This window comes from Cytobacillus sp. BC1816 (assembly GCF_051353635.1).
In the GTDB taxonomy this organism is placed as follows: domain Bacteria; phylum Bacillota; class Bacilli; order Bacillales; family Cytobacillaceae; genus Cytobacillus; species Cytobacillus oceanisediminis_C.
In genome coordinates this window covers 5,282,908-5,309,739 of the sequence record NZ_CP195611.1, presented here as the reverse complement: position 1 = coordinate 5,309,739, position 26,832 = coordinate 5,282,908, and the positions used below count along the sequence as shown (strand labels likewise).

Below are 26,832 nucleotides of genomic sequence, written 5' to 3'. Positions count from 1 at the left end.
GAGAATATGTCTTTACAATTCAGCGTTCTCGCGAGCGGCAGTACTGGGAATGCAATCTTTGTCGAGACGGAGGAACATTCCTTTCTGGTTGATGCCGGATTAAGCGGGAAGCAAATGGAAGGATTATTTCAGCATATTGGCCGGGACATCGGCAAGCTTTCAGGGATACTGGTGACCCATGAACATAGTGACCATATTAAGGGTGTCGGGATTCTTGCCCGGAAGTATAACCTGCCGATCTATGCGAATGAAAAAACATGGCTGGCCATGGACGGACTGATTGGACAAGTCCCGGTTGACCAGAAGTTCCATTTTGATATGGAAGCAGTGAAAACATTCGGATCCCTTGATATTGAATCCTTCGGGGTTTCCCATGATGCAGCCGACCCAATGTTTTATGTGTTCCATCATAGTGGGAAAAAACTTGTGCTGATTACCGATACAGGCTATGTCAGCGACCGCATGAAAGGTCTGATTTCCAATGCGGAGGCTTATGTATTTGAAAGCAATCATGATGTCCAGATGCTTCGCATGGGCCGCTATCCGTGGAATATTAAGAGAAGGATCCTAAGCGATGTCGGCCATGTATCCAATGAGGATGCAGCCCTTGCGATGAGCGAAGTGGCGGGCGACCGGACGAAGAGCTTTTATCTGGCTCACTTAAGCCAGGATAACAATATCAAGGATCTGGCGAGAATGTCCGTATCCCAGACACTTGAAAGCCGTGGGATCCTTGTCGGCGAACAATTTGACCTTTATGATACAGATCCGAAGGTCCCAACGATTTTAACAGCCGTTTAAATATAAACCAGAAGAGGAATACACAGAGAGACAGCCGTTTCCGTGTGTTCCTCTTTTTTATGTCCAGCTCCAGCGCCTGCCCCTCTCGAGGTGAAAGGGGTGAGCACCAAGGAATGCTTCCTTGAATAAACCTCGCATGAACAAGTGGTTTTTACTTGTTGTTCCGAAGGCGCTTTCGCTTTTCTTAAAAAAATATAAAAAAAGTATGAACAAAGTCGTAAGATTGCTGAAGCAAGTGCGTTTTTGTTAGATTTTTGAAAACAGGAGAGTATAATAATGGGTATAAAGGAAGACTAAATTTTAGCATTTATTTTTAAAAAGAGCTTTTTTAACAGCGTTTTTTTGCAAATGAAAGAAAGGATGGGTGCAGTTTGGGCTATTATGATCAAGATCATCAGAACCGTTATAAAGGGCAAAAAGGCAATAAGGGCGGATATTTTCTTGCCAGCCTTGTTGGAGTCATATTAGGGGCCATCCTGGTCGTGGTTGCGGTGCCAAAGCTATCTGACTACAACGTGCTGCCTTATACGGTTGAACCGGATGAAAGGCTTCAGGATGAAGCAGCTGAGAATAACAATAACGCCAATGTTCAGAATGTCTCGCTTGATGTGACAACAGATGTAACCAAGGCGGTCGATAAAGCTGGTGATGCGGTCGTAAGCATTACGAACATCCAGACAGCCGGCTTTTGGTCGAATGAAGGAAATGGAAGTGCCGGACAGCCAGCCGGAACAGGTTCCGGAGTAATTTATAAGAAGGAAGGAAATACAGCCTTCATCGTTACAAACCACCATGTGGTAGAAGGTGCTCAGGAGCTGGAGGTAAGCCTGCAGGATGGTACCAAGCTGCCGGCAAGACTGGTTGGCAGTGATATTTGGACGGATCTTGCTGTGCTTGAGGTCGATGCTAAGGAAATTAAGACGGTTGCTGAATTCGGCGATTCTGACAAACTGAAGCCAGGCGAACCTGTGATTGCCATCGGGAACCCTCTTGGCCAGTTCTCCGGCTCTGTCACTCAGGGGATTATCTCTGGATTGGAACGTGCTATACCGGTCGATATTGACCAGAACGGTACCGTCGACTGGCAGGCTGAGGTCCTGCAGACAGATGCCGCCATCAACCCTGGTAACAGCGGCGGGGCGCTGGTTAATATCAGCGGCCAGCTCATCGGCATCAACTCCATGAAAATCGCTGAGAGTGCGGTAGAAGGAATTGGATTGGCGATTCCGATTAACTACGCACGCCCAGTCATTGATGATCTTGAAAAGTTCGGAGAGGTAAAACGTCCGTATATGGGTGTACAACTGGCATCAGTCAACGAGATTCCTGGCTACTATCAGCAGGAAGCGCTAAAACTGCCTAAGGATGTTAAATCAGGTGTGGCCATCACTTCAGTTGAACCGAACTCTCCAGCTGCACAGGCAGGACTGAAGGAAATGGATGTCATCGTCGAGATGGATGGACAAGAAATCAAAGACATCATCGAATTGCGCCAGCACCTGTATACGAAGAAATCAGTGGGCGACCAGATGAAAATTAAAATTTACCGCGACGGCAAAACCCAGGAAGTAACCATGAAGCTGAGCGGCGAGACATTTTAATAGAAAGACTAAACGGGAAAGCGGCAAACGCTTTCCTGTTTTTTATTGTTTTGTTAAGATGAGATGTGGATAACTTATATACATAGGCAAAAATAAAAATTATCCACAGATCGGATAAAAAAACAGGCTGCCAGCCAAAAAAGGAGCATGCTGAAAATGATTTACTGCTGTGACGAACACGTTGATCTGGCAATAGATATAGTGGTTGATGAGTACGAAACATTCCCGCAATTGACAAAACTTGAAGAGGATAAAAAGTTATCAACAACCTGTGAATATTGTCAAAATAACGCAATATATGTTGTAGCGAACGAATGATCCCATACAAGATGTGGATGAAAAATGTGGACATGTGGATAACTTATGTGGATATCTTGTTTGTAAAGTGAGGACATGCTGTGAATATCTCAATTATTACGGTCGGAAAGCTAAAAGAAAAATACCTGAAGCAAGGAATTGACGAATACCTGAAAAGACTGTCGGCCTACGCCAAAATGGATATCATCGAGGTTCCAGATGAAAAGGCCCCTGAAGAACTAAGCGAAACGGAAATGATTCAGGTGAAGCAAAAAGAGGGTGAGCGGATCCTGGCGAAGGTTCATCCGGATGCCCATGTCATTGCCCTTGCAATCGAAGGGAAAATGAAATCGTCTGAAGAGCTTGCTGATAATCTTGATAAACTGGCTACATACGGGAAGAGCAAGATTGCGTTTGTGATTGGCGGATCGCTTGGGTTGAGCCAGGAGGTTTTACAGCGGGCCGATGAAAAGCTCTCTTTTTCGAAGATGACGTTTCCGCATCAGTTGATGAAGCTTATCTTGTTGGAGCAGGTTTATCGGGCGTTTCGGATTAATCGGGGGGAACCGTATCATAAGTAAGCAAGGTTTATTAGAAGTTTAAGCCGGCCAATGAAAATCCCCCTCATCTAATAAAGTGAGGGGGATTTAAGTTTTTTCTACTTATTTAATCGCTTTGCTTACTTTTAACTTCTTCCCTTTGATGGTCGCATTCTCCATGGCTTGTAAAACTAATGAGCCTTTTCCATTCAGAATATCAACATAAGACATTTGATCATGGATGGTGATAATGCCGATATCATCTGCTGTGACTCCAGGGATTTTTGCGATCGTTCCGACAAAGTCAACAGCGCGGATTTTCTTCTTTTTCCCGCCGGTAAAATGGAGTTTCATAATATCTTGATTGATTCGGGCTGTTTTATTATTTCTTACAATACGCCTGCCGCTAAGTTTTTCTTCGAAAGCAGCTTTTCCGCCAGCCACTTCTAGATGGCTGGGAGCTTCTATAGCAGGTAGATCAAAGCCGATGTATCTTTCAATGGCTTTAATGAATTTTCCTTCATAGGGTGTTGAGAATGTAATGGCCTTTCCTTTATTTCCGGCACGGCCGGTTCTTCCGGTTCGGTGTACGTAGCTCTCTTTTTCCATAGGAACGTCATAGTTGATGACAAGCGTCACATTATCAATATCAATACCTCTCGCAGCCACATCGGTGGCCACCAGATAGCGGAAGTTGCCTGATTTGAATCCTTCCATAACAGAGAACCGGTCCTCTTGCTCCAGCCCCCCATGGAGTCTCTCACAAGGATATCCAGCTCTATCTAGTTCACTATACACAGTATCAACGTGTTCTTTGGTTCGGCAGAAAATCAGGCAGCTGTCTGGATTTTCTACAACCGTGACGTCTTTAAGGAGTGAGATCTTTTCTTCTTCTCTCACTTCAATTAAAGAATGTTCAATGGTATCGGCCGTCACCTTGGTCGATTCAATCTCAATCTGAATAGGATCTTTCATATATTTATGGCAAAGATTTTCAACATCATTAGGCAGAGTTGCAGAAAAAACCATTGTTACTCGGTTTGAAGGCAGCTCTTTGATGATCGCTTCCACTTCATCGATGAAACCTCTATTAAGCATCTCATCAGCTTCATCTATGATAAGATACTTTATTTGATCCAAAATTAAGGTTTCTCGTTCAATATGGTCCATGACTCGTCCAGGGGTGCCAACGACTACATGAGTTTTTTGTTTCAATTCATCCTTTTGCTTCGAAAAAGGTTCTTTTCCATAAACGGCCACAGCTTTAATGCGTTTAAACCTTCCGATATTCGTAATATCTTCGCGGACTTGAACCGCAAGCTCCCTAGTTGGCGTAAGAATTAAGGCCTGTGGTTTTTTTTCTTCCCATTCAATCATATCGGAAACAGGAATACCAAAGGAGGCAGTCTTTCCACTTCCTGTTTGAGCTTTTACGACAAGATCTTGATTTTTCATTGCTAATGGAATGACTTCACTTTGAACTTCTGTTGGGGTTTCGTATTTTAACACAGCTAGTGCTCTTTTTATTTCTTCGCTCACATGAAAATCCGCAAAACTTCTTTTACTCATTTTTAAACCTCGTTTTTTGATTTTTCGTCATATGTATAGAATTCTCTCCAAGAATTATTATATGCATTTTCTGAATATGGTTCATTATACTTGAAAAGTGCGGACAAAACGGCTTTTATTTTAAATTTTAAAAAGTAACAGATAAGGATGCGTTATTGATCTCAGATAACTTGAGGGAAAAAGATAATGAACAATACAATGCTTCTTTTTACAATAGTAATAAAAAATAACTCTGTTCTTTTAGGTAAGCCCAAAAACCTCTTTAGATATAATACGGAGAACCTTATCACAAATAGTGTTAAAATAAAAAGTTAAACTTGTCCTGGATAAACCCTTATTATATAGGAGTTTATCAAAATAAGGATACCGTTATTACGGTATCCTCAATAAAATTAATTCATAGAAGAATTTTTAATAAGCTGTGCTAAATAAACCAGCCCTTCTTCTAGTTGATCCATTGAAGCATATGAATAGGAAATACGAAGGTGCCGATCATCATTATTATCATACACATTTCCTGGATTTAATAAAATTCCTTCCCGAAGGGCTGCGTCAAATAGCTTTCGGGTGGAAACGCCTGTTAGTAATGTAAGCCAGATATAAAAGCCGCCTTTTGGGATGCTCCATGTTGCTATCTCAGAAAAATGTTTCTTTAAAATTTGAATAGTGAAATCCCTTCTGAGTTTTAATTCCTCTTTTGTTTCCTTTAAGAAATCCTCATACATACCACTATGAAGCCATTTGTCTACAGCATATTGTGATAAGGAACTAGACCCGTAATCTGTTTGCATTTTTATATCTGCCAAACGTTCTATGACTGGCTCAGGTCCCACAATCCAACCGATTCGTAAACCGGGGCTCAATGTTTTGGACATGCTTCCTATATACAGGACATTTCCTTGTGTGTCATTGGCTTTCAAAGGATTTGGAGGAGGGTTTTCAAACCATAAATCACCATAAACATCATCCTCAATGATAGGGATAGACTCCCTTTGACAAACCTTTATTAATTCGAGCCGCCTTTTTTCAGACATTAATGTGCCGGTTGGATTGTGAAAAGTGGGTATCGTATAGAGTAAAGCTGCATGATGTTGTCGCTTCATACGTCCAATTGATTCACATTTAATTCCTTCTTTGTCAAGGGGGATACCCAATAAGTTCATTCCAGCCGATTGGAATACGTGTACTGAGTTCAAATAGGATGGTGATTCATGAAGTATTGTTGATCCTCTTTTTAATAATCCAATTGATATCAATTGCAAGGCTTGGAGTCCTCCAGAAACAATTAAAATTGATTCGGGTGACGCTTTAATTCCTTTTGTTCTTAAATATGCACTTACCGTTTTACGTAAAGATAGACTTCCTTTAGGCTCCATGTATCCAAGAGATAAAGACTGTTCATTATCCATTTGCAGTATTTGCCCCATTTTTTTGTTGGGTAACAAGTCTGGTGAAAGTTCTCCTGTTCCAAGCCTAATCATATTAGGGTCTGCTTCGGCCTTATTAATTTCTTGGATGATCGTTATATTTGGTTTATGAATACCGGATTTTACATAACTGATCCAATCTGGAGGAGTAGTTGAAGCAAGCAGGCTCCATGTATTGTTAATCACCCTGGTACCGCTGCCAACCTTAGATTCAATTAGTCCATCGGCAGTCAGTTCTTCAAGTGCAATTACAATTGTACTGCGATTTACCTGGAATCGTTTTGCTAAATTTCTTTGTGGTGGTATTTTTGTCCCTATTGTCCATTCACCGTTCATTATTTTCTTTTTCATAAAATCAGATATTTGCTGATGTAAAGGAATGGATGAAGTTTTTTGTGGTTTCCACTCTATTTCAGTCATAGACTAGCTCCAATCATTTTTTTCGATTATATCAAAATGGTTGGAAAATATCCCATCCAATTGGTTGGAGACATAATGGTCATCCTTCGCTATTCTAGATAAGAATAGGGGGAATCATAATGGAACCATTATTTCATGGAATGATATTGGCATTTGGATTAATTTTACCTTTAGGAGTTCAAAATGTATTTGTATTTAATCAAGGAGCGACACACAAAAAATTCATCAATGCCTTACCTGCAATTATTACAGCAGGAGTTTGTGATACAATTCTTATTTATTTAGCTGTGGCCGGGGTATCCATTATTGTTTTTAGTTTTGAATGGTTAAAGATTTTGTTATTTTTAGTTGGATTCTTTTTTTTAGCCTATATGGGTTGGATAATGTGGAAAAACACGCCCGAAATAAACGCTAATCAAGAACGAGACCGTTTTTCTGCACGTCGTCAGGTTGCTTTTGCTGCTTCTGTCTCACTACTTAATCCTCATGCTATTATGGACACTATTGGAGTTATAGGAACTAGTTCATTGGCTTATACAGGATATGAGAAATGGGTGTTTACCGTGGCTTGCATAATGATTTCTTGGATCTGGTTCTTTTCCTTAGCGATTTCTGGCAGAAAGATTGGTCAATTTGATAAAAATGGTCAATTCTTAAAACATATGAATCAAGCTTCCGCTCTCATTATATGGGCTATGGCTATTTATATGGGATATCAAGTGTATTCATTATTAAGGTAGCATGAACTTTAGGAAGCTTTACCATAAATGCAAAGTGAACCATATCATATAAGCAGGTTTTTATTTGTAGTGTCGTGAGGCCATTCACCTGAGCAGAGGTAAGGGAAGTATCCCTTACCTCTTTTTGCATCTAAAAGGTAAAGGATAAAAATAAAAGAAGGCTCTATGTGTCATGGATTAGGGTCAATTGAGGCACTTGCAGCGACGGATGTAATTGGATTGATTCCCTGCTGGGGAATTGATCTTACTAATGCCTTTAGAGAGACTATTCCTAACTTGTCTCAATTTAATTTATTCTAAACCTCCAATTGCCCAAATAAGGATAGAGAAGATGAAAATTTTTCTTTTTAAGGGGGAGCGCAAAAATAAAACCATTAACCAGTGGAATTCAAGATGCTCATATAAGGATAACCTTTCACGCTGTAGTGGATTCCATTCTTCAGTGCTCTGTAATGGATGGGTTGATCCATGAGTATGTCATAGTTGTATTGGATCAAACTCTTCCTTCTACAATGAATCAAGGAGGAAGTATCCCTTTTTCAAAATCAACAGCTAACTTATTAGACGTGGCTGCTTTCCAACTTGTGCGGACAGGGAGAGTGGAGTGTTTCTACGATACTTGTACATCTCCTGGGAAAGGGAATTTTGCCAATCTTAAACGTAGTGACCGGCTAATGGCGATCGATTTATTGGAAAGATTGGAAATTCCTTTGGTGAGCTTACCAGAACCTTTTACAAATAATCCAGGTTTGACGCAAAGTATGAAAAATACTCTAACCCAGCTAACGTTATTTGGCTATTATTCCGAATGGACAGGATATGGAGCAACTCGTTTAGATCGACCTGACTGTAGGTGCATAGAGTATTTTCCGATTGGGTGGACTCAAACAAATTATCCAGGACCAGCTTTTGGATACCGAAATATGCGTGGTTTTTATTGATGATCTAAATAGAGGGGGAATTTCATCATGTCTAATCCAGATGTTATTGTTATTGGTGCAGGAGGTGGTGGAGCTGTTATTGCAAAAGAGCTTGGGGAAAAGGGTTTAAAGGTTTTGATTATAGAAGCAGGCCCATGGTACGGAAATAAAAAGTGGCCTAATCCGAATTTCCAATCTGGCGCAAAAGAAAGTTTCGATATAAATGACTTAGATATTCATCTCTATAGGCGATTGTTAAACAAGTGTGAAGATAATATGAATAATTTGGTTACAGGCAGGTTTCGATGGGGACCAGCAAATAGAAGTCGTGCACCATGGGTTCGATTAACGACACAAAAGCAACTGATATGGCAAAGTGCCGGTGTAGGAGGGTCTACACAACATTATACAGCTAATTCTCCTCGTGCTTATCCGTCAGCAATTGATCAATTTTGGCCAATCTCCTATCGTGAACTCATTCCTTATTATGAAAAGGTAGAAGACACATTACCGGTTAGCTTTGCACCAACAACCGCAAAGGAAGAAATTTTTTATTATGGAGCAAAAAGAGCAGGCTGGCAGCTAAATCCTACCCTCAATGTGACTACTCCATGCATTCGGCCTCAGCCTAACGCAATCTTACCTGTAAATAAAAATCTTACTAATTTACATGTTTCACTTGAGCAATTATCGTGGATGGAAGGATGCACACTCTGTGGCCACTGTATAAATGGATGCCCACATGGACCTTCCGTAGATAAGGTTGCAAAACGGTCAACAGCCGTTAGTTACATACCATTGGCTTTGGGTACTGGGAATGTAACGATCAGACCAAATACCTTCACAACAAAAATAGTAACAGATTCCAGTCATTTGCGAGAGTTACATGCCACCGGAGTCCGGATTAGAGATACATGGACTGGAGAAGAGGAAGAACTAAAGGCGAAAGTTATCGTTCTTGCAGGAGGCAGCATAGAAAGTCCGAGGCTTTGGTTAAATTCAAATCTTCCTCAAAACCCCTGGGTCGGGAGAGGTTTGACCAACCATTACATGGACTGGATTACAGGGATTTTTGATGAAAAGGAACTCATTTCCAGCATAGGCGAACGTGATATAAATCCATTTGTTGGACATACATCTGGTGCACGGCTGGATTTTCCAGGCTTAGGTTCTTTGCAGTCTGTTGGGATGAGCCCAGGTCTAACAGCCTCTCTTACTTATGGTATTAGTCAATTTGGCTGGAATATATATCAAACGGAACATCCTAAATCGAATTTTCATAATCATATTGTTGGAAATAAATTAAGAAACCTGATGATAAGTTATCGGAGATCGTTAAATATACTAATCATGACAGATGATGAGGTTGATCAAAAAAATGGAGTTAAACTTCATTCTACGATTAGTGATGAACACGGTTCAGTCCCCCTTTTGAGCTATACTCCCACAAAAAAATCCCAAAGAAATAGAAGGGAATTAATTAAAATAGCCAATGATATTTTGTATAAGGCAGGTGCCAAACAAATTATCTCATCTAATTGGCCAGCAGGTATGATGATTCATTTGGAAAGTACGATGAGAATGGGGTTTGTAGTTGATTGTAATTGCGAAGCATATCAGGTAAAGAAATTATTTATCGTTGATAATAGTGTGCATGTTAACAGTTTAGGCGGGATTAACCCAACTCTTACTACACAGGCATTAGCCACACGCACAGCTGAAAAACTGTTTGAGAAATATTATAACTAGTATTTATTCTAGGCGAATGGTCATGATACTACTATAGAAATTAGTATGTCAGGAGGATTTTTCTGATGAAACTATTTGAATTGATTCATGACACATTCGAACCATTTTTAGACGGAGAAAAAAAGCCTTTAAATGTAATGGAAGTAACGAATTTATGGTTTTTCTTATTAGGTACTGAAACGACATTGCGTAATGAGGAATTGGGTTACAATCTCAGCGAAGATGAGGAATTAAAAAGAATTATCCTTGATATGAAAAATAATTTACATATTCCAATAAGGAATGAAATAAGAGATTTTTTAACAAAGGAAGGAGTCCCGCTTCCACAAAGTACTCCAGAAAAACCAGTGGGAGACTTTCAGAATCTGCCTGAGGGTGCTAAATTAAACGATGAGGAACTTGCAAATTTAATGTCATATAATTTAGCTTCAGGAGTTACATATGCCGCTAGAGGACTCACTGAATCCATTCGGGCAGATGTTGGACTGTTGTTTTCAAAGATAATAATGAAGAAGACACTTGCAGGATTACAGGTAAAACAATACTTAGAGCAGAATAAATGGCTGCGCATTCCGCCGTCTTACAAATCATAATACTTGTAAGAGGCAGACAAATTTCAAAATAAAATCCTTTTAATCTATGGCTATTTCTTCTATGTCTTAAAAAAAAGATCACAAACATAATGTTTAACTTGATTATAACAAATGGTACTGCGTTAATTATTTTGCGTTTAAAATCTATGATTTTACTAAAAAGAAGATGTGGTACTAACAATTATGGTCAATGGTGTTCGATCAAGTTACCGGAAGGCGAAAAAGTTGTTTTTAAGGCAAAGGAAAATGGTGTTCTCAGTTGTTCTAGTAGAGAGTACTCATCGCTCACAAACCTCATATAATGAAGGAAACCGTACCATAAGCAGGTACGGTTTTTCGAAATCCGATTAGTTACATGGAGTTCCCTTTTTGATGTTTCATATCAATTAGAACAAGATTATACTAATTTGTAATAGGTTATATAAAAGGGGGTCATAAAGTGAGGCAGCTTTATATAAAGCAGAAAGTATTCAGTCTTAGTGGCAAATTTACAGTAAAGGATCAGCAGGAGAACGATGTATATTACGTAGAGGGAAGTTTTATGAAAATTCCTAAGACGTTCTCCATTATGAATACAGCAAGAGGTGAAATAGCCCTCATTACGAAAAAGGTGTTTAGCTTTTTACCGAAATTTTTTGTTGAGGTAAATGGTCGAGAGGTGTTGACGATTAAGAAGGAGTTATCCTTCTTTAAAGCGCGATATACGATTGATGCGGCAGGCATTGAAGTACATGGTAATTGGTGGGACATGGATTTTCAGGTATTACTGCATGGCGAAGTTGTTGGGGAAGTGAGCAAGGAATGGTTTACTTGGGGCGACAGCTACAAGGTTCAAATTTTAGAGGAAGAGATGGAAGCTATCATAGTTGCACTCGTTGTTGCAATTGATTGTGTGAAGGCTGACCAGGCAGCTGCTTCCTCCGCAGCGACACCATAACGTGGGAATAAATAATAAAAGGCTGAAGAATTTAAAAAAGGTCCGGTGAACCTTACAGAAGTAATAACAATAAAAAAAGTGCCCAACCTAGATGTTATAAAGGGAAAAGGCACTTTTTCTATTTTTTTATTTCTCTTTCTAATAAACCTCCCGATCCTCATCCACTTTCAATACTCTTCCAGTAGAACATCATTGTATGTTCTTGTTAGCTTCAACCGCTCTTTAAAGTAAACATTCAACTAAGGATCAGAACAAAATACAAAACATCCTTTTTGTCCTCTGCTCATAAGAGTCCGATAAGTATTGCGTATAATTTGGTCAGCTACTGCTTGTGCCTGCTCCAAATTATTTTTAGCTAGAGTTTTATTAAGATTGAGCTGTTATGGCAAGTTTGAATTACCTTGCCACTCTCATAACTTATGTCGGGATCAATGATGACTACAGCATATTTAGAGGAACAAACAATTTCCAAGGAACTTTTTACACCACTTCATGCCAAAATTCCTATTCAACTAATTGCCCGAGTCCTTTAAGACAAAAATAGAATAAAATGGAATTTATAATACGAATCGTGAAAGTTCTTGAAGTAGATTCCTTGCTTGCAGGAATCCGCGAGACCAGCAATCCCCTTTTGAGCTATACTCCCACAAAAAAATCCCAAAGAAATAGAAGGGAATTAATTAAAATAGCTCAACTGGGAAAGAAAGGACTTTCTCATATGTTTTCCTGATCAAGGACGCGGAATGAACACGAGAACCACCCCTTTGCTTCCTGAAAGTACTAAATAACTTTATTTTGCATGCAAAAAGACTGCCAAGGGTAAACCCAAAATAAAAAGGGTGACAGGCATGGCTTTCGATTACGATTTGGACTTTGACAACATAGATTTTCGCAAAAATCCTGAACTGTATAGGGTTGGCAGAGGAGAACAGGGGGTGTTGCTGGTGGAGCCTTATAAGAGTGAAATCCTGAAGTATTGGCGATTTAAGAATCTGGAAATTGCTGAAGAGTCATCTGATAAAATCTATCAAATGTTTCTCGATTATAAGGAGAAGGAAGATTTTGTCGGTATGGACATGGCAAGAAAATTTCTGCAGATGGGATATACAAGAGCCCGCCGGTACACGAATTACATAGGCGGAAAAAAATATGATGAGAATGGCAAGGTAAACGAAAGGCAGAATGATCCGGAGAAGGCAGAATCAGCGTCCATCTTTATGGAAAAATGGAAGCTCGCGCGAGAGGATGAGGATTATCTTAAGCGAAAAAAAGAGCATCAGAAGAATTATGGCTGAAGCAACATGTACTTTGTACTCAGCGTGCAGCCATATTATCTCTTAACTCCGTGGCACTCGCTTTCCAAGGGCCGCCCGAAATAGAGTTTTAAGGGGAGATGATCATGAAAGTCTATACGATTGGACATTATAACCATTCGATCGAACAATTTTTACAGTTGCTGGGAGCAGCTGAAATTAGCTTTGTGGCAGATGTCCGGGCATTTCCTGCAAGCCGCAGGAATACACACTTTAAAAAAGAAAACATGTCCCAGTGGCTGAAAGAAGCGGGGATTCATTATCGCCATTTTCCCGGTCTTGGCGGGAGAAGGAATATGTCGGGTCAGGTAGGGGAGCAATTGAATGAAGGATGGAATAACCGCTCGTTTCACAACTATGCGGATTATACACTGACGGATGATTTTCAGTATGCTTTGGAACAGCTCAAGGAACAGGCCGCAGCAACGACGCTCGTCTATATGTGTTCAGAATATCATCCGGCAAGATGCCACCGCCTTCTCATCAGCAACTGGCTGCAGGCAAATGGATGGGATGTGCGCCATCTCATTCCTGACTCCAAGGGGAATCTGAAGATTGTCCCTCATGAATTGGGGAAGTGGGGAGCCATGCCAATCATTGAAGAAGATAGAAACGTCGTGTATCCGAAACTATAAAAATGGGAAACGCAAAAAAAAAGGTGCCTGACCTGCTCTGGAACCTCTTTTCGAAGCAGCTGCTATATTGTGGCTGCTTTTTAATTTGCAGTAGTTTTCACCTATATGGTTTCAATAAAATGGTATAATTTACAGTGAGATTATAATTTTAATATAAAGGATCTGCAACTAGTTTTAAATAGAGAAACAGGAGTGGTTTAATTGAATTCAATGCTGCAAATGGGGGGAAATACAGTTTTAAGTTCCCCAAATGGTTATATTACTGTTAGCTACGATATGTCTCATTTGATCGATATTTCCTTAACTGCTTTCCTTTTAACGGATTCAGATAAGGTACAAGGAGACAGCGGGATTATTTTTTATAACCAGCCAAAGAGCCCATCTGGTGCAGCGGCTCTATTGCCGGCTGATAATAAAGGGAATAGGAAAGTACATACTATTCAATTTGATATGAGTAAAGTCCCTGCAGGCATTCATAAAATAGCGATTACTCTGACAGAGGATAACCACATGGGGTTCTCGAATGTAAGGAATTTAAAAGCAGATATATGTACGGGTCATACGACCATCGAGTTAACACCATTGAGTTTTACAAAGGAAAATGGGATTGTGGTTTTAGAATTATATGTAAGGAATGGTCAGATAAAGGCAAAATCAATCTGGCGCGGATTTGAATCCGGGCTTGAAGGGTTATGTGAAAATTACGGTGTGGAAATTGATTCCACTGAGGAAAATAAGCCTGCTGAAAATAAGACCGTTCAGTCTCTTCCTGTTACTGCCGAAAACAAAAATTTCCAAAACGCGATCACTCTTGAAAAGGTGAAGGGCACAATCAGTCTCGACAAAGGTCAAAAGCCGGTGATCATTGAAAAAACACCAACGATTACAGCCACGGTATCTTGGAAAACTGGAACAGATTATGATATCTATGCTCTGGTTTATACAAAGGATGGCAGGCAGATCGATGTCGCAATGTTTGGTGCAAGCAGCACACCTCCACTTAGAAGTTTTGCAAACGGAGCAGTTGAACATATGGGGGATGTTAGAAGAGATTACAGTTCAACGAAGACAGAAGTAATTAAATTGAGGCTGAATAATGATATCCTGGCAGTCGTGCCTGTCGTTTATTCTGCCCAGTCTAATGGAACGGGTTCTTTCTACAGATACAAAGTGTCCATGAGTATCGATAATCATAACGGCACCTCCGTTACGATATCAGCCAAAAATGCCAACAATGATGACCGCATTTATACCTGCGTGCCCGGAATCCTCCATAATACGCAAGATGGAGTAATCATAAGTCCATTGGAGCTGTACAGTTTACCAGATTCTGAGTATAGACCTAAACTCAGAATGGGGCCTTCCAATATGGTAGAGGTTGTAATGGATGCAGGGCCTAGAAATGATTACAAATAAAAGAAGAAATATGACAAACAGAAATACTTAAACCCGGACTAAAATATATACAATCGGGAGGATAACTAATTATAGAAAATATATTAATTATGAATGCTTTTTTATCAGTATAATAATCATTTTTTTCTTTATAAGAATAAAAGCAAACATATTAATACCCATTATGGTTGTATTACTTATCCTCCTTTCCGGTATATTTTCTGTAACAGCATATATTATAAAATCTAACTATTCAATAATGTTATGCACTCTGTACTTTACGAAAAAGTAACAGCACCCCCTAATACGATGAAGAGGGTGCTGTTTGTGATTGCCTGCATGTATTTGTCTGTATCATTGTTATATTGTCCTTAGTGTTGAATTATTTCTAACCCTAATACTCCCCTTTAACAACAAAAAACGACCCCCGAATAACCCCCGCCAGCTTAGACTTCCGCCTGGCAAACTTAAACTTCCCTTCTAGCTCCTTTGGTACTTCCATCCCCTCAGAAAGCTTAAAACCAACAGCACGTTTCTTAGGATCATCAACCGTATACATGACGTTCACACTAAGACCATCCTCGTAAAAGACGTAGGTCCATTTGATATTTTCGACTTGAAATTGCGACGTTTCTAAAGGTTTGGCTGCAAACTCTATATCACGTTCTTTTTTCAAGATATGGTTTACATAATCAAGGGTTTCCTGGCTTTCGCTGGCTGGTACAACAGTAAATTCATGCTTATATTTAGTCATGAAATAACGGGCTTCATTCGCACGTAAACCAGCAAGGGCTTCCGCTATTGGTGAAGACTCTAAACCAGCAGCAGAAATATTTTTAAAATCAACCATATAGGACATTGCTATCCCGCCTTTATTTCTTATTTCCTAACAACAGGAATCCACATTTCACCAAAGACTAGCCCGTTTCGCTGGCCCATCTCAACCGCTGCATTGGGCCCGCCAACATAGGCAACATTTGTTGCCTCCGGCAAGACTTGACCAAAGGCCATACCAGTAAGCATATTGCTCAACATTTCAGCTGTCTCGGCTTCCCCTTTAACAATGAGGTATTCCCCTTTAGGGAATTGGATCAGTCTGGATGCTTCTGGCAGCGACTCCTCTGTCATGACGCCGGCATAATGCATCATCTTGTTATTTACCGCTTCATTAACGGTAAAAATGTAATCATTTGTGGAAATGGCTTTTAATTTATCAAGCCTTCCATCCTGGTTAACTGCCTGCCAAAAGTCCGCCTTTTCCTTATTGATGCCGGCGTAGTCTGTGTAATTGCTCTTCAGTTCAGTTCCAATGCCTAATACCGTAAAGCCTTCTTTTTCTTCCAGAGTATAATCTGCCATAATCAAAACCTTCCTTCTCTAAAAATTGATCAAATGATTTAACTTTTCACTTGATGAGTTTATAATAACTTTAAATCATGTCAAAAAATGATACTGTTTAGGGGGTTCCCATGAAAAAAGTTGAACGGATCAATGTGATGATGCGGTATATCAATAACCGCGCCCACTTTACTATTTCTGAAATCATGCGGGAATTTAACATCTCCCGTTCAACAGCTATTAGAGATATTCGGGAAATTGAAGCTATGGGAATGCCGCTTGTCGCTGAAGTTGGCAGAGATGGGGGTTATTTTGTCATGAACAACTCTGTCTTGCCCACTGTTCGCTTTACCGATAATGAGATCAAAGCTTTGTTTATTGCCTTTATGGCTACAAGAAACCTTCAGCTCCCCTATCTAAAGAGCCGTCAATCTTTAGCTGAAAAATTAATCGGCCTCATCTCAGAAGCCCAGCAGGAAGACATTGTTCTTTTAAATCAAATCTTGCTGTTTGAAGGGACCAACCCCAATAATCCCGACCTGCTTGAACTATCGGACCTCCCCCATCCGATGCTGGAGAAACTCATCCAAACCCTTCTTTTGGATAGCTATTTATTGATTACCATCAACGAAGAGAAGGAAAACAGATCTTATCCCATTTATCTCTTGCACCTTTATCGTGAAAAAAGCATATGGCTGATTGAAGGCTTTGACTTAAAGGAAGAAAAGAAACAAATTTTCCCCGTGGACAATCTCACCTGCGTCGAACCATATCCAGTGAACAAAAGAGTAAGCAGAAAAAACATATTAGAAAAAATAAGCAAGCAGGAGGAAGTAATCAATCTTGTCCTTGAACTCGGCCCACAGGCTATTGCCCAGTTCAAAAAATACCATCCTTTAAAAGTATCCATTTCTTATACAAATCCTTACCAAACGACAGCCGTTCTAAAGACATTTATCAATGTCAATAATTCAGTAGAGCTGACCGAAATGACCAATTGGCTGCTTTTCCTCGGAGGGGATATCAAGGTCAGGGAGATGCCGGAAGAAATCTTAGAAGGTTTACAAGAGAGATTAGGCTTATTCTGCCCATAAGCAGAGCTAGTTAAAACCTGGCACTTGCCAGGTTCGCAGAACCCCAAATAACTCCTAAATTTTTAATACATACAGGCCAGATGCTCCTCAAGGCGCTCCATTGTCTGTTCGGCACCTGGGGCAGCATATGTTTTCACCTTTTCAAATACAGCGGCAGTTTCTTCAAAAATTGTGGTATAAGTGAATTTCGTTTTGCCATCCAGATCCTCAAAGGCTGCTGTGGCGAGAAAATGGGGATATACATCATGTTTGAAGACGATTTGCTCGAGTTTGACGACCTCAACAAAGACGTTGGTATTGGGAAAATCAACGCCATCAGGACCGTGCATGATAAACTGCCATGTACCGCCAGGTTTCATATCGAATGTTTGAAAAGTTAACGTAAAACCTTGAGGTCCCCACCATTTTGACAGATAATCTTCTTTCGTCCAAGAATCAAACACAAGTTCAACAGGCGCATCAAATACGCGGGTGACTGTAATTTCACGTCCCCTATTTGTGTTTTCATTTTGTTTGTTGAGTTGTTTTGGTTCAAGTCTATCCCCTCCACTCACTATATTATTACATTTGCTAATAGAGTCCTGCATAATTTTTTCAATGTCATTGATTTGCGTGTTGCAGAAGAACAGAAGTCGTTTGTGGCACTGAATGTGTTTGTTTAGCGAGTTATCATGATGATATGTTAGTGGGCTTTACGATGTATTGTATGGATTACGATGAAAAGGAATATTGGATTTACCGCTTGATTATTGATGTAATACATCAGTTAAAAGGGTATGGAAAAGCGGTCATGGTAAAGCTGATTGAGCGGATTGGAGCATAGGGCGATCTATTTAAGCTTTGAGCCTGAAAAAAATCAGGCGAAGGAATTGTATGAAAAACTCGGCTTTGAAGCTGATGGCCGGGTGATCGAAGGGGAATTTGTATATAAACTAACATATTAATAGAACGATCGACAGCTGGAATTTCAGGAAAATTGATAGGATAATGACAAAGAGTTCCTATGAGGAAGCTCTGATTCAAGATAAATTATTGCAGGATTTATTTCAATGGAGGCGGTCCAATTTGAAACGGATATTTAAAAAGAATAAGGCATTGATTGTACTTTTCATTATGATTATTTTGCTCATTGCCGTTATGCTCGATATTAAGTATGAAGGGCTGTTCTTTCAACTATTGCCAGCATCAATTCAATCGAAGCTAGCTGATATATTTTAAGTAGATGGAGGATAGATGAATTAATGTGTTCCTTTAATCTCGAAAGTTTTATGATAAAGTTCAGTAGTGTTGACAAATTGTCAACACTATTTGTATATTGGTAGAAGCTTGATTCAGTTGGAAAGGAAAATGAGTATGGAAGAAAAAAGCAATGAAATAGGCCAGCTGCTGAAGAACATGCTGAAGGAACGGTCTTTATCCATGAGGAAATTCAGCCAGATGACTGAAATCGATACGGCGATCATCTCAAAAATTATCAATGGTAAACGAAAAGCTACCCCGGAGCACTTGGAGCGGTTCGCGGAAAATCTTGGAGTTTCGATCTCACGATTATATGAGGCAGCAGGGTATTTGGTTGATCCTAAGCAGACGGAGTTGAATGAGTCGATTAGTGAGATTCAAGTAATCCTTGAATCCACTCAATTAGTAGATAAAGAGTTTCGGCTGGAAGATGTGAAGCGGGAATTAGATAAATACGAACAACTCTCGCAAACTGAGGAAGGGGCGGAAATCATCAGGAACAAGTTTGAGGGGAAGGTAGAAAAAGTCGGAAGCATCGGCCCCTTTATTCTTTATTTAAAGGAAATATACGAGAAGTTTTCTCTTAAAAGGGGGACGAAGTTGGAGCTTGCCCTGATGGGCGGTGCCCTCCTCTACTTTATCGCGGCCGTTGACTGTATTCCGGATTATGTCTTTCCGGTCGGTTATATAGACGATGCGCTGGTGATCAATTGGGTCATGAATGGACTGGGGCTGAAAAAATAAATGTAAACGGGGCAAATAAAAAAGAATGGAGAAAAAATGAACAGACAAAAACGCTTTAAAAGAAAAAGCAGAGTTCTTAAAGTAGCTGGAGCATTGTTGGCAGTGTGTGTGGCTGCAATCGGATATTTTGTCTATCAATACCAGGCGGGTGTGAGTACGGCAGAATCTGCGGAGCAGCAGGAATATGAATTCAATGGGGAAAAAAGTCTCGATAACAAGGTCAATGTACTGCTGCTGGGAGTTGATGCTCGGCCGGATGAGGGAAAATCCCGGACTGACTCCATTATGGTTGCACAATATGATCCGAAGGAGGGATCGGCTAAGATCATCTCCATCATGCGGGACATTTACACGGAAATACCCGGATATAAGAACTACAAAATCAATACAGCCTTCTATCTGGGCGGACCGGAATTGCTGCGTGAAACCTTGAAAGACGATTTTGACTTGGATATAGAATATTATGCTTTGATCGATTTTACAGGCTTTGAAAAAATGGTGGATGCTCTTGTCCCTGATGGCATTGAAATCGATGTTGAGAAAAAGATGTCAGCCAACATCGGGGTTTCTCTGGAGCCTGGATTGCAAAGGCTTAATGGGAAGGAACTATTGGGGTATGCCCGCTTTCGGAAGGATGCAGAGGCCGATTTTGGGCGGGTAAGGCGCCAGCAGCAGGTCATTAATGCGTTACAGGACGAGCTTCTTAGTGCAAATGGTGTGGTAAAGCTGCCAAAGCTGCTTGGAACTGCCCAGCCATATATACAGACAAATCTTCAAGCCGCAGAACTTCTCGCCATTATGAAGAGTGTTGCTTTGCACCGGCCCGAAACGATTGAAACAATGACCGTCCCAATCCAGAATTCTTATACAGATGTTAGGTATGAGGGAGTGGGGCTGGCGCTGGATATTGATTTTGAGAAAAATAAAGAGGCGATTCAATCCTTTTTAGAAGGGAATTCCGCGAATCAGGAACCAGATCCCCTATCAGTGAGTGAAGAAAATGGATAACGGCTGATCTTAACAGGAGAACTACAACATGGGATATACATTTTTGAAACGACTCGATAAATCGGTCTTGTCCATTATTTGTACATTTAGCATCCTGAGCATCCTTTTTATTTACAGCAGCCAGGGGACCGGCCAATACGGAGAACAGAACTTTGCGCTTAAGCAGGGGGTCAGCTATATGATCGGGTTCAGTCTGCTGATGGCTGTTGCTTATCTTGATGCAGACCAGATTGAAAGAATTGCCTGGCCTTTCTTTCTTGTTTGTTTTACGTCCATCGTTCTTTTGCCGCTTATGCCACCAGCAGTGGCACCGTCTATTTTAGGGGCGAAAAGGTGGTATAGCCTCCCTTTGCTTGGCTCAATACAGCCATCGGAATTTTTTAAAATTGCTTTGCTTTTGTTAACCTCCAGGTTAGCTCATCAGCATAATTTAGTATATCAAGAGAGAACGGTCTGGACTGATTTTCTGCTGATTGGCAAAGTTATTTTGGCCACGGTAATCCCATCCTTATTTGTCTACCAGCAGCCAGATACCGGCATGGTCGTTCTATATTTGGCCGGCAGCGCCACCGTTCTCTTTCTGTCTGGCATCCAAAAGAAGATTCTTGCTGCCGCGGCCATTATCCCGGCAGCAGGCGCAGCCATCCTATTGTATGTCTACTTTCAGTATCCATCGGTTTTCTATGATCAGCTGATTCCATTATTAAAGCCCCACCAGCAGGAGCGGATACTGGGCTGGCTTTCACCAAATGAGTATGCAGATCACGCGTATCAGACGAATAAAGCCATGCTGGCAGTCGGAAGCGGGGAATTAAAGGGAAATGGATTTGGCAGCGGAACCGTCTATATTCCTGAAAAGCATACAGATTTCATCTTTGCCACCATTGCGGAAGAAGGCGGGTTTATAGCTGCTGCTGCTGTTCTCAGTTTATTCTTCGTCCTATTGTACCGGATGGCTGTAATAGGCGATCACGCGGAATCGCCCTTTGGTTTATATCTTTGCTCCGGCGCGATGGCGATGTATGCCCTGCAAATCTTCCAAAACATCGGAATGACGATCGGGGTCATGCCAGTCAAGGGGATTTCACTGCCCTTATTGTCATATGGGGGAAGCTCATTGCTGTCCAATATGATATTCATGGGTATCATATTATCGATACGAAAGCCATACCGGAAATATATGTTCGAGGCAAAATAGCCGGCAAGCTTCTTAGGAGCTTGCTGTTTTTTTACTTGGATAACACGAAAAAAGAGCATTCCCGAAAAGGGCATGCTCCGCTAACCTGCCAAACTCCCTGCACTATTTTCTTTCTCATGCACAAGTTTCCTGTAAATAACCGCCAGGGCCAATGCTGGTACCGTGCAAACCACCATCCCGATAAACGCGTATCTTGGTTCCATTTCATATAAATACCCGCCAAAAATGGTGAAGAGGGCTGTACTCCAGCTAAGAGCGAGTGCAGAGTATACCCCTTGTGTAATCGGGACCTGTTCATGGGGAACGTATTTGATTAAGTATTTCATAAAAGCGTAATGTGCCATCGCAAATGAAAAGGCATGCAGTGTTTGGGCAATCGTAAACATAATCACATGCGGAAAGGCAAAAACGAGTATCCAGCGTGCGGTAGAGCCCAATGCTGCCAATGCCAGTAACGAGCCGATTGAAAATTTGCGGAAAGTCCGGTCGGCAATGAAAAAGAATAGGATTTCTGCAATCACGGCAATGTTAATGATCAGGCCGATTAAATATTTGGGAGCCTGAATTTCCTGCAAATAAATATAGCCATAGTTGTAATAAGAAGCATGTGCTGCCTGCAGTAAAATGACTATGACGAGTACCAGGCCGAAGTGCTGGATGCTGAATAATTTCTTTATGGCGCCTTTTGTCTGGACACTTTTTGGTTTTTCCGATAAAACGTCCGGCGTATTCATAAAGCCGAGGCACAGGAATACGATCATGCCGAGCAGCAGAGCCCAGAATATGGCATCATCCCCAAATGCCCCTGTGAAGAAAGTCAGGATCATGCCGGATACAACGAATCCAATTGACCCCCAGGAGCGGCTCTTTCCGTAATCTCTTAATTGCTTACTCTGTACAAGAATGCCTGCAGCACTATCCAATGCTGGCATCAGAGCAGGGTAAAAGAAATGTAAAAACAGCGTTACTACCAGCAGACTCGTAAAAGAATTGGCTGGTATATAGCAGAGAATGGCAATCAGTGTGCCGATTCCCATCCCGTTAAGCAGGGTTTTACTGCTGAGTTTTCCTGATAAATAGGGAAAGGCAAAGAGTGTGGAAAGGCCCCGTACAGCCAAACCCAGACTCATGATCAAACTCGCCTGTGAAACGGTCATTTCTTTTATATGGATCAGCCACCCTGTCCAATAGGGCAGAAAAACACCCCAGGTCATAAAGAAACTGAAAAACTGTCTGCCCATCCAGCTCTGTGTATTCATTAAATATCCCTCCGATATTTGCATGATATCAGGAAGATTCGTACAATAATATGAGATATCTCATATTTTGGGGTGGAAAATGGAAATTTATAAACAAGAAAAAAGGCAGCATTACCTTGAGCAGCACTCCATTTCGCATTTATTTTCTTTTCCGATTGAGGAGTTTATGGAAGTACGAGAATATAAGCGGGATGAATGGATTATTCGTGAAGGCATGAGGCCGGATTATTTGTATTATGTCATCGAGGGAAAAGCCAAAATTTACGTTACATATCAAAACGGCAAGGTTTCCTTGATCAATTTCATCAATGCCCATGATTATATCGGGGAAATGGAGTTACTGCATGAAGTGTACTATACAAAGGGGATTCAAGCCTCCACGAAGACAATCTGTTTTGCGATTCCTTTGCATCAATGCCGCAAAAGGCTCCTTGAAGATACGACCTTTCTCCGTGAGCTCACCAAGTTTTTAAGTATGAAAGCAACGAAAATGGCTGAAAAGTACTCCCAGAGCCTTTCCTTTCCGCTTGAAAACCGACTGGCGGACTTTATCCTGCAAACCGCTGATGGGGAGGTCTATAAGGAAAAACATGTGTCCGTCTGTGATTTTCTGGGGGTGTCCTATCGCCATTTACTGCATGTTCTTGTGCAGTTTTGCGATAAAGGCTATTTACAGAAGGAGGGGCGCATTTATCGCATTCAGCAGACAGATGAACTGCACCGGCTTGCTGATGTGCTGAAGAATGATTCATTTTAAAAGGAAAAAAACCGAACCTGGCGAAACTTCGGACAGAAGAGGCGGAAAACCGGGAGAAAGAGTCCGATTCCAGTGCTCGGGTTCGAACACAGGAAGCATAAAGCCATTCTGAACTTTTTCCCCTTCACGGATATGCTCCGGGTACGAGTTTATCATCAAACGCTTCATTTTAGGCAAAGATGGGCATGCTTTTCCCCGGTATTTTCGTATCGAGGAATTGTTTCTCCTGGATTTTCCAATAGGCAGGCTAAAGCTTGCTTCGTTGCCGGCTGTGGCCAGGCAGAAGGCTATATCCGTGAATCCGGCACAACCCCGTTTCTCAGCAGGAAGAGCCGTATTTACCAGTCCTCAATCTAGAGGAGGCAACAGCCTGTTTGGCATTTTGGAGTCGCGCCAGCCCCCGCTATACTGCAGCTTACCTGGAGTTGGCACTCCTTTATTTTAAAAAAACTTTTGAGGAAAGACTTGCGCAAACACAAAAGCACTGATATATTTTAAATGTGAATAATTTCACAAATAATTATATCGGTATTTTTTTAAATGAATATGTGAATTAATTCACATGAATGCAATCGCCTAAATTAGATGGAATGAATAGGATTTTTTTTAGGAAATCATGTGAATAATTTCACAAATACTTATTGGGGGAACTCATTATGAATTTAACATTAGGAAACAAAATTGTTTTAGTAGGAAATGGCGCTGTTGGATCCAGCTATGCGTATGCCTTATTAAATCAGGGCCTATGTGATGAGTTAATCATTATTGATGTAAATGAGGAGAAAGCAAAAGGAGATGTTATGGATTTAAACCACGGCATTGCCTATGCACCAACCGCTATGACGATTAGATATGGTTCTTATAAGGATTGTAAGGATGCCGCTCTAGTGGTGATCTGTGCAGGCGCAGCACAAAAACCGGGAGAAACACGGCTGGATCTCGTGAATAAAAACGTTAAAATCTTCAAATCCATTGTAGAGAGCATTATGGACTCTGGATTTAATGGGATTTTCTTAGTTGCAGCAAATCCAGTCGATATCTTATCTTATGTAACCTGGAAATTCTCCGGCCTGCCTAAAGAAAGAGTTATTGGGTCCGGAACTATTCTTGATTCTGCCAGATTCCGATATTTATTGGGCAAAGAATTTGATACAGCAGCCGTTAGTGTTCATGGGTATATTATCGGTGAACATGGCGACTCTCAATTCCCGGTATGGAGCTTCGCCAATATTGCTGGAACCCCTGTAGCCGAGAGATTTACAGAGGAAAGAAAAGAAGAAATTGCTGTCCAGGTCCGGGATGCTGCATATGAAATTATTAACGCAAAGGGTGCAACCTACTATGGAATTGCGATGGGGCTAGTCAGAATAACAAAAGCCATCTTGCGAAATGAGAATGTGGTATTGCCGGTTGGAGCGTTGTTAGAAGGAGAATATGGCCATCGTGATGTCTTTGTTGGGATTCCGTCTCTAATCACAAGAAACGGTGTGAAGAATATTGTTGAACTGTCATTGAACGAGGATGAAAAAAGGAAGCTTGCTAAATCTGTTCAAACCTTAAAAGACATCCAAATTTCAGCATTATGACGAGTTGACATCTTAGTTTCAAAGGGGCAGATCATATGTTAGTGGAAACGTTCAATCCTTTTCATAACCTGGCTATTTCCTCCCTGGTGGCAGCCATACCGATTCTGTTATTTCTGATTTGCTTGACGGTATTAAAAATGAAGGGTATTCATGCGGCGCTAATAAACTTAGCTGTCACTTTTTTCATCGCCCTTATCATCTTTGAATTGCCATTCGGAGAAGCGGCTGGAAGTGTTATTCAAGGTGCTGCATCAGGGATTTGGCCAATTGGCTGGATTATTGTCATGGCTGTGTGGCTATATAAAATTTCGGTGGCATCAGGCAAGTTTGATATTTTGCGCGGAAGCATCGCAGGGATTTCCCAGGACCAGCGCATTCAATTTCTGCTGATCGGATTTTGTTTTAATGCCTTTCTCGAAGGGGCAGCCGGGTTTGGTGTACCGATTGCTATTTGTGCCGTACTGTTAGCGTCACTGGGCTTCAAGCCATTGCAGGCAGCGATGCTCTGTCTCATAGCAAACGGTGCTTCAGGTGCCTTTGGTGCGATTGGAATACCGGTCGGCATTGTCGATACGTTTGGAATTCCAGGGGTTACTTCCATGGATGTCTCAATCATGACAGCTCTGACACTGCCGATTATTAACTTTACCATTCCCTTTTTATTAATATGGCTCATTGACGGGTTTAAAGGAATTAAGGAAATATTCCCGGCTATCCTGATCACAGCTGGGGTTTATACCGTTACACAGGCAATCATTACGATATTTATAGGCCCGGAGCTTGCTGATATTATTCCTTCCTTATTAGCAATGGGTGTATTAGCGTTATTTCTGAAAAAGTGGAAACCAAAGAATATCTTTTTGCTCAATGGGAAAGAGTGTCAATTTGAAGAGCATTCATTAAGTGAAATTGTTAAAGCATGGTCACCATTTTATCTATTGACCCTATTTATTTTAATATGGAGCTTCCCTGCATTTAAAGGGCTTTTCGCTGAGGGTGGCTTGCTCGAATTCACAGTCATCAATTTCGGTTTACCCGGATCTTCTCTTAGTGTCAGCATCAGTTTAATAGGTGCTACAGGAACAGCGATCTTAATGGCCGGCCTAACGACAATAGCAACCACTAAAGGCATCAGAATGGGTGAGGGATTCAAGCTTCTCAAAAAGACTGTTTCAGAGTTCTGGATTCCGATTATCATGATTTGTGCCATTATCGGAATTTCAAAGCTCATGACGTACGGTGGAATGACTATCACTCTGGGGGAGGCAGTTGCGACAACCGGAAACCTATTTCCGCTGCTGTCCCCGCTCTTAGGCTGGATTGGGGTGTTCATGACAGGATCTGTCGTGAACAATAACACTCTATTTGCTCCGATCCAGGCGACAGCTGGCCATGTGATCGGAACCAACTCCTCCTTATTACTTTCTGCCAATACGGCTGGAGGTGTGATGGCAAAGCTCATCTCTCCTCAGTCCATCGCCATCGCCACAGCAGCGGTTGGCGAGACAGGAAAAGAAGCCGATTTGACGAAAATGACATTGAAATATAGCTTTGGATTACTGATATTTGTTTGTATTTGGACATTGATATTGTCATTATTCTTCTAATTAGCCAATATATTAGGACAAAAAAGTGGAGCATTCAGCTCCACTTTTTTGTTCTCTTAATGACAA

General features: G+C 41.0%; 28 protein-coding genes and 1 pseudogene. 22 read left to right on the top strand and 7 right to left on the bottom strand.

Annotation, left to right across the window (positions count from 1 at the left end; genetic code table 11):
- Nucleotides 1–6 precede the first annotated feature (6 nt).
- The 4 genes from ACR42H_RS26655 to rlmH all read left to right on the top strand — a co-directional run bounded on the left by ACR42H_RS26655 (nt 7) and on the right by rlmH (nt 3,280).
- Nucleotides 7–801 carry an MBL fold metallo-hydrolase gene (locus ACR42H_RS26655; protein WP_113885498.1) on the top strand — a complete coding sequence of 265 codons (795 nt, stop codon included), beginning with the start codon at nt 7–9 and terminating at the stop codon, nt 799–801.
- Nucleotides 802–1,172: 371 nt separating this feature from the next.
- Nucleotides 1,173–2,402, top strand: a complete 1,230-nt coding sequence (locus ACR42H_RS26650; protein ID WP_436374322.1) for a S1C family serine protease — start codon at nt 1,173–1,175, stop codon at nt 2,400–2,402.
- 147 nt (nt 2,403–2,549) lie between these two features.
- Nucleotides 2,550–2,720, top strand: a complete 171-nt coding sequence (locus ACR42H_RS26645) for a CxxH/CxxC protein (RefSeq protein WP_374940688.1) — start codon at nt 2,550–2,552, stop codon at nt 2,718–2,720.
- 80 nt (nt 2,721–2,800) lie between these two features.
- A complete protein-coding gene (gene rlmH / locus ACR42H_RS26640) occupies nt 2,801–3,280 on the top strand; it encodes a 23S rRNA (pseudouridine(1915)-N(3))-methyltransferase RlmH (protein WP_436374320.1) in 480 nt (159 codons plus the stop codon).
- A gap of 81 nt (nt 3,281–3,361) precedes the next feature.
- Here the strand turns inward: rlmH and ACR42H_RS26635 are convergent, their stop codons facing one another.
- Together ACR42H_RS26635 and ACR42H_RS26630 are read right to left on the bottom strand one after the other, a co-directional pair.
- Entirely contained in the window at nt 3,362–4,807 is a 1,446-nt protein-coding gene (locus tag ACR42H_RS26635) for a DEAD/DEAH box helicase (RefSeq protein ID WP_436374318.1), read from the bottom strand.
- A gap of 392 nt (nt 4,808–5,199) precedes the next feature.
- The gene (locus ACR42H_RS26630; RefSeq protein WP_436374316.1) at nt 5,200–6,654 is read right to left on the bottom strand and encodes a PLP-dependent aminotransferase family protein; all 1,455 of its coding nucleotides are present in this window, start codon (nt 6,652–6,654) and stop codon (nt 5,200–5,202) included.
- Between the two features lie 119 nt (nt 6,655–6,773).
- Between ACR42H_RS26630 and ACR42H_RS26625 the strand changes: the two genes are divergently transcribed.
- The 5 genes from ACR42H_RS26625 to ACR42H_RS26605 all read left to right on the top strand — a co-directional run bounded on the left by ACR42H_RS26625 (nt 6,774) and on the right by ACR42H_RS26605 (nt 11,593).
- Nucleotides 6,774–7,394, top strand: a complete 621-nt coding sequence (locus ACR42H_RS26625) for a LysE/ArgO family amino acid transporter (RefSeq protein WP_113882492.1) — start codon at nt 6,774–6,776, stop codon at nt 7,392–7,394.
- Between the two features lie 452 nt (nt 7,395–7,846).
- The gene (locus ACR42H_RS26620; protein ID WP_436374313.1) at nt 7,847–8,335 is read left to right on the top strand and encodes a hypothetical protein; all 489 of its coding nucleotides are present in this window, start codon (nt 7,847–7,849) and stop codon (nt 8,333–8,335) included.
- A gap of 27 nt (nt 8,336–8,362) precedes the next feature.
- A complete protein-coding gene (locus ACR42H_RS26615) occupies nt 8,363–10,063 on the top strand; it encodes a GMC family oxidoreductase N-terminal domain-containing protein (RefSeq protein ID WP_436374311.1) in 1,701 nt (566 codons plus the stop codon).
- Nucleotides 10,064–10,128: 65 nt separating this feature from the next.
- Entirely contained in the window at nt 10,129–10,656 is a 528-nt protein-coding gene (locus ACR42H_RS26610; protein WP_113882489.1) for a DUF3231 family protein, read from the top strand.
- A 439-nt stretch (nt 10,657–11,095) separates the two neighbouring features.
- Nucleotides 11,096–11,593 (top strand): LURP-one-related/scramblase family protein, encoded by a 498-nt coding sequence (locus ACR42H_RS26605; RefSeq protein ID WP_113882488.1) that lies wholly within the window; start codon nt 11,096–11,098, stop codon nt 11,591–11,593.
- A gap of 239 nt (nt 11,594–11,832) precedes the next feature.
- Here the strand turns inward: ACR42H_RS26605 and ACR42H_RS26600 are convergent, their stop codons facing one another.
- Complete coding sequence (locus ACR42H_RS26600; protein ID WP_113882487.1) at nt 11,833–11,937, bottom strand: DNA/RNA helicase domain-containing protein; 105 nt, start codon at nt 11,935–11,937, stop codon at nt 11,833–11,835.
- Between the two features lie 504 nt (nt 11,938–12,441).
- On the opposite strand from ACR42H_RS26600, the gene ACR42H_RS26595 reads away from it, so the two are divergent.
- From ACR42H_RS26595 to ACR42H_RS26585, 3 genes are all read left to right on the top strand, one after another.
- A complete protein-coding gene (locus ACR42H_RS26595) occupies nt 12,442–12,888 on the top strand; it encodes a DUF4385 domain-containing protein (protein ID WP_113882486.1) in 447 nt (148 codons plus the stop codon).
- A 104-nt stretch (nt 12,889–12,992) separates the two neighbouring features.
- The gene (locus ACR42H_RS26590; RefSeq protein ID WP_436374308.1) at nt 12,993–13,541 is read left to right on the top strand and encodes a DUF488 domain-containing protein; all 549 of its coding nucleotides are present in this window, start codon (nt 12,993–12,995) and stop codon (nt 13,539–13,541) included.
- Between the two features lie 201 nt (nt 13,542–13,742).
- On the top strand, nt 13,743–14,957 hold the full coding sequence (locus tag ACR42H_RS26585; RefSeq protein ID WP_436374306.1) for a TerD family protein: 1,215 nt from the start codon (nt 13,743–13,745) through the stop codon (nt 14,955–14,957).
- 373 nt (nt 14,958–15,330) lie between these two features.
- Here the strand turns inward: ACR42H_RS26585 and ACR42H_RS26580 are convergent, their stop codons facing one another.
- Complete coding sequence (locus tag ACR42H_RS26580; protein WP_113882483.1) at nt 15,331–15,795, bottom strand: phage tail protein; 465 nt, start codon at nt 15,793–15,795, stop codon at nt 15,331–15,333.
- Nucleotides 15,796–15,815: 20 nt separating this feature from the next.
- Entirely contained in the window at nt 15,816–16,295 is a 480-nt protein-coding gene (locus ACR42H_RS26575; RefSeq protein WP_436374304.1) for a GyrI-like domain-containing protein, read from the bottom strand.
- Between the two features lie 110 nt (nt 16,296–16,405).
- Here ACR42H_RS26575 and ACR42H_RS26570 point away from each other — a divergent pair, with 110 nt between their 5' ends.
- On the top strand, nt 16,406–17,368 hold the full coding sequence (locus ACR42H_RS26570; RefSeq protein ID WP_436374302.1) for a helix-turn-helix transcriptional regulator: 963 nt from the start codon (nt 16,406–16,408) through the stop codon (nt 17,366–17,368).
- 62 nt (nt 17,369–17,430) lie between these two features.
- Here ACR42H_RS26570 and ACR42H_RS26565 read toward each other — a convergent pair.
- Nucleotides 17,431–17,903 (bottom strand): annotated as a pseudogene (locus ACR42H_RS26565) (SRPBCC family protein).
- 144 nt (nt 17,904–18,047) lie between these two features.
- Between ACR42H_RS26565 and ACR42H_RS26560 the strand changes: the two are divergent.
- The 6 genes from ACR42H_RS26560 (at nt 18,048) to ACR42H_RS26535 (ending at nt 21,557) form a co-directional block, all read left to right on the top strand.
- Nucleotides 18,048–18,191, top strand: a complete 144-nt coding sequence (locus ACR42H_RS26560; protein WP_436374300.1) for a GNAT family N-acetyltransferase — start codon at nt 18,048–18,050, stop codon at nt 18,189–18,191.
- Nucleotides 18,181–18,312, top strand: a complete 132-nt coding sequence (locus tag ACR42H_RS26555) for a hypothetical protein (RefSeq protein WP_436374298.1) — start codon at nt 18,181–18,183, stop codon at nt 18,310–18,312. The genes ACR42H_RS26560 and ACR42H_RS26555 overlap by 11 nt, the downstream gene beginning before the upstream one ends.
- A 121-nt stretch (nt 18,313–18,433) precedes the next feature.
- Nucleotides 18,434–18,586, top strand: a complete 153-nt coding sequence (locus tag ACR42H_RS26550; RefSeq protein ID WP_166672494.1) for a hypothetical protein — start codon at nt 18,434–18,436, stop codon at nt 18,584–18,586.
- Between the two features lie 129 nt (nt 18,587–18,715).
- Complete coding sequence (locus ACR42H_RS26545) at nt 18,716–19,351, top strand: helix-turn-helix domain-containing protein (RefSeq protein WP_436374296.1); 636 nt, start codon at nt 18,716–18,718, stop codon at nt 19,349–19,351.
- Nucleotides 19,352–19,387: 36 nt separating this feature from the next.
- Entirely contained in the window at nt 19,388–20,359 is a 972-nt protein-coding gene (locus tag ACR42H_RS26540; RefSeq protein ID WP_113882478.1) for an LCP family protein, read from the top strand.
- Between the two features lie 28 nt (nt 20,360–20,387).
- Nucleotides 20,388–21,557, top strand: coding sequence for an FtsW/RodA/SpoVE family cell cycle protein (locus ACR42H_RS26535; RefSeq protein ID WP_436374294.1), 1,170 nt, complete (start codon nt 20,388–20,390; stop codon nt 21,555–21,557).
- Nucleotides 21,558–21,637: 80 nt separating this feature from the next.
- Here ACR42H_RS26535 and ACR42H_RS26530 read toward each other — a convergent pair whose 3' ends face one another.
- Nucleotides 21,638–22,816 (bottom strand): MFS transporter, encoded by a 1,179-nt coding sequence (locus ACR42H_RS26530; protein WP_436374292.1) that lies wholly within the window; start codon nt 22,814–22,816, stop codon nt 21,638–21,640.
- Between the two features lie 79 nt (nt 22,817–22,895).
- Here ACR42H_RS26530 and yeiL point away from each other — a divergent pair, with 79 nt between their 5' ends.
- The 3 genes from yeiL to ACR42H_RS26515 all read left to right on the top strand — a co-directional run bounded on the left by yeiL (nt 22,896) and on the right by ACR42H_RS26515 (nt 26,766).
- Nucleotides 22,896–23,573 carry a transcriptional regulator YeiL gene (yeiL, locus tag ACR42H_RS26525; RefSeq protein WP_436377094.1) on the top strand — a complete coding sequence of 226 codons (678 nt, stop codon included), beginning with the start codon at nt 22,896–22,898 and terminating at the stop codon, nt 23,571–23,573.
- A 656-nt stretch (nt 23,574–24,229) separates the two neighbouring features.
- Entirely contained in the window at nt 24,230–25,159 is a 930-nt protein-coding gene (locus ACR42H_RS26520) for an L-lactate dehydrogenase (RefSeq protein WP_436374291.1), read from the top strand.
- 35 nt (nt 25,160–25,194) lie between these two features.
- Nucleotides 25,195–26,766, top strand: coding sequence for an L-lactate permease (locus ACR42H_RS26515; protein ID WP_436374290.1), 1,572 nt, complete (start codon nt 25,195–25,197; stop codon nt 26,764–26,766).
- The last annotated feature ends 66 nt before the right edge of the window (nt 26,767–26,832 follow it).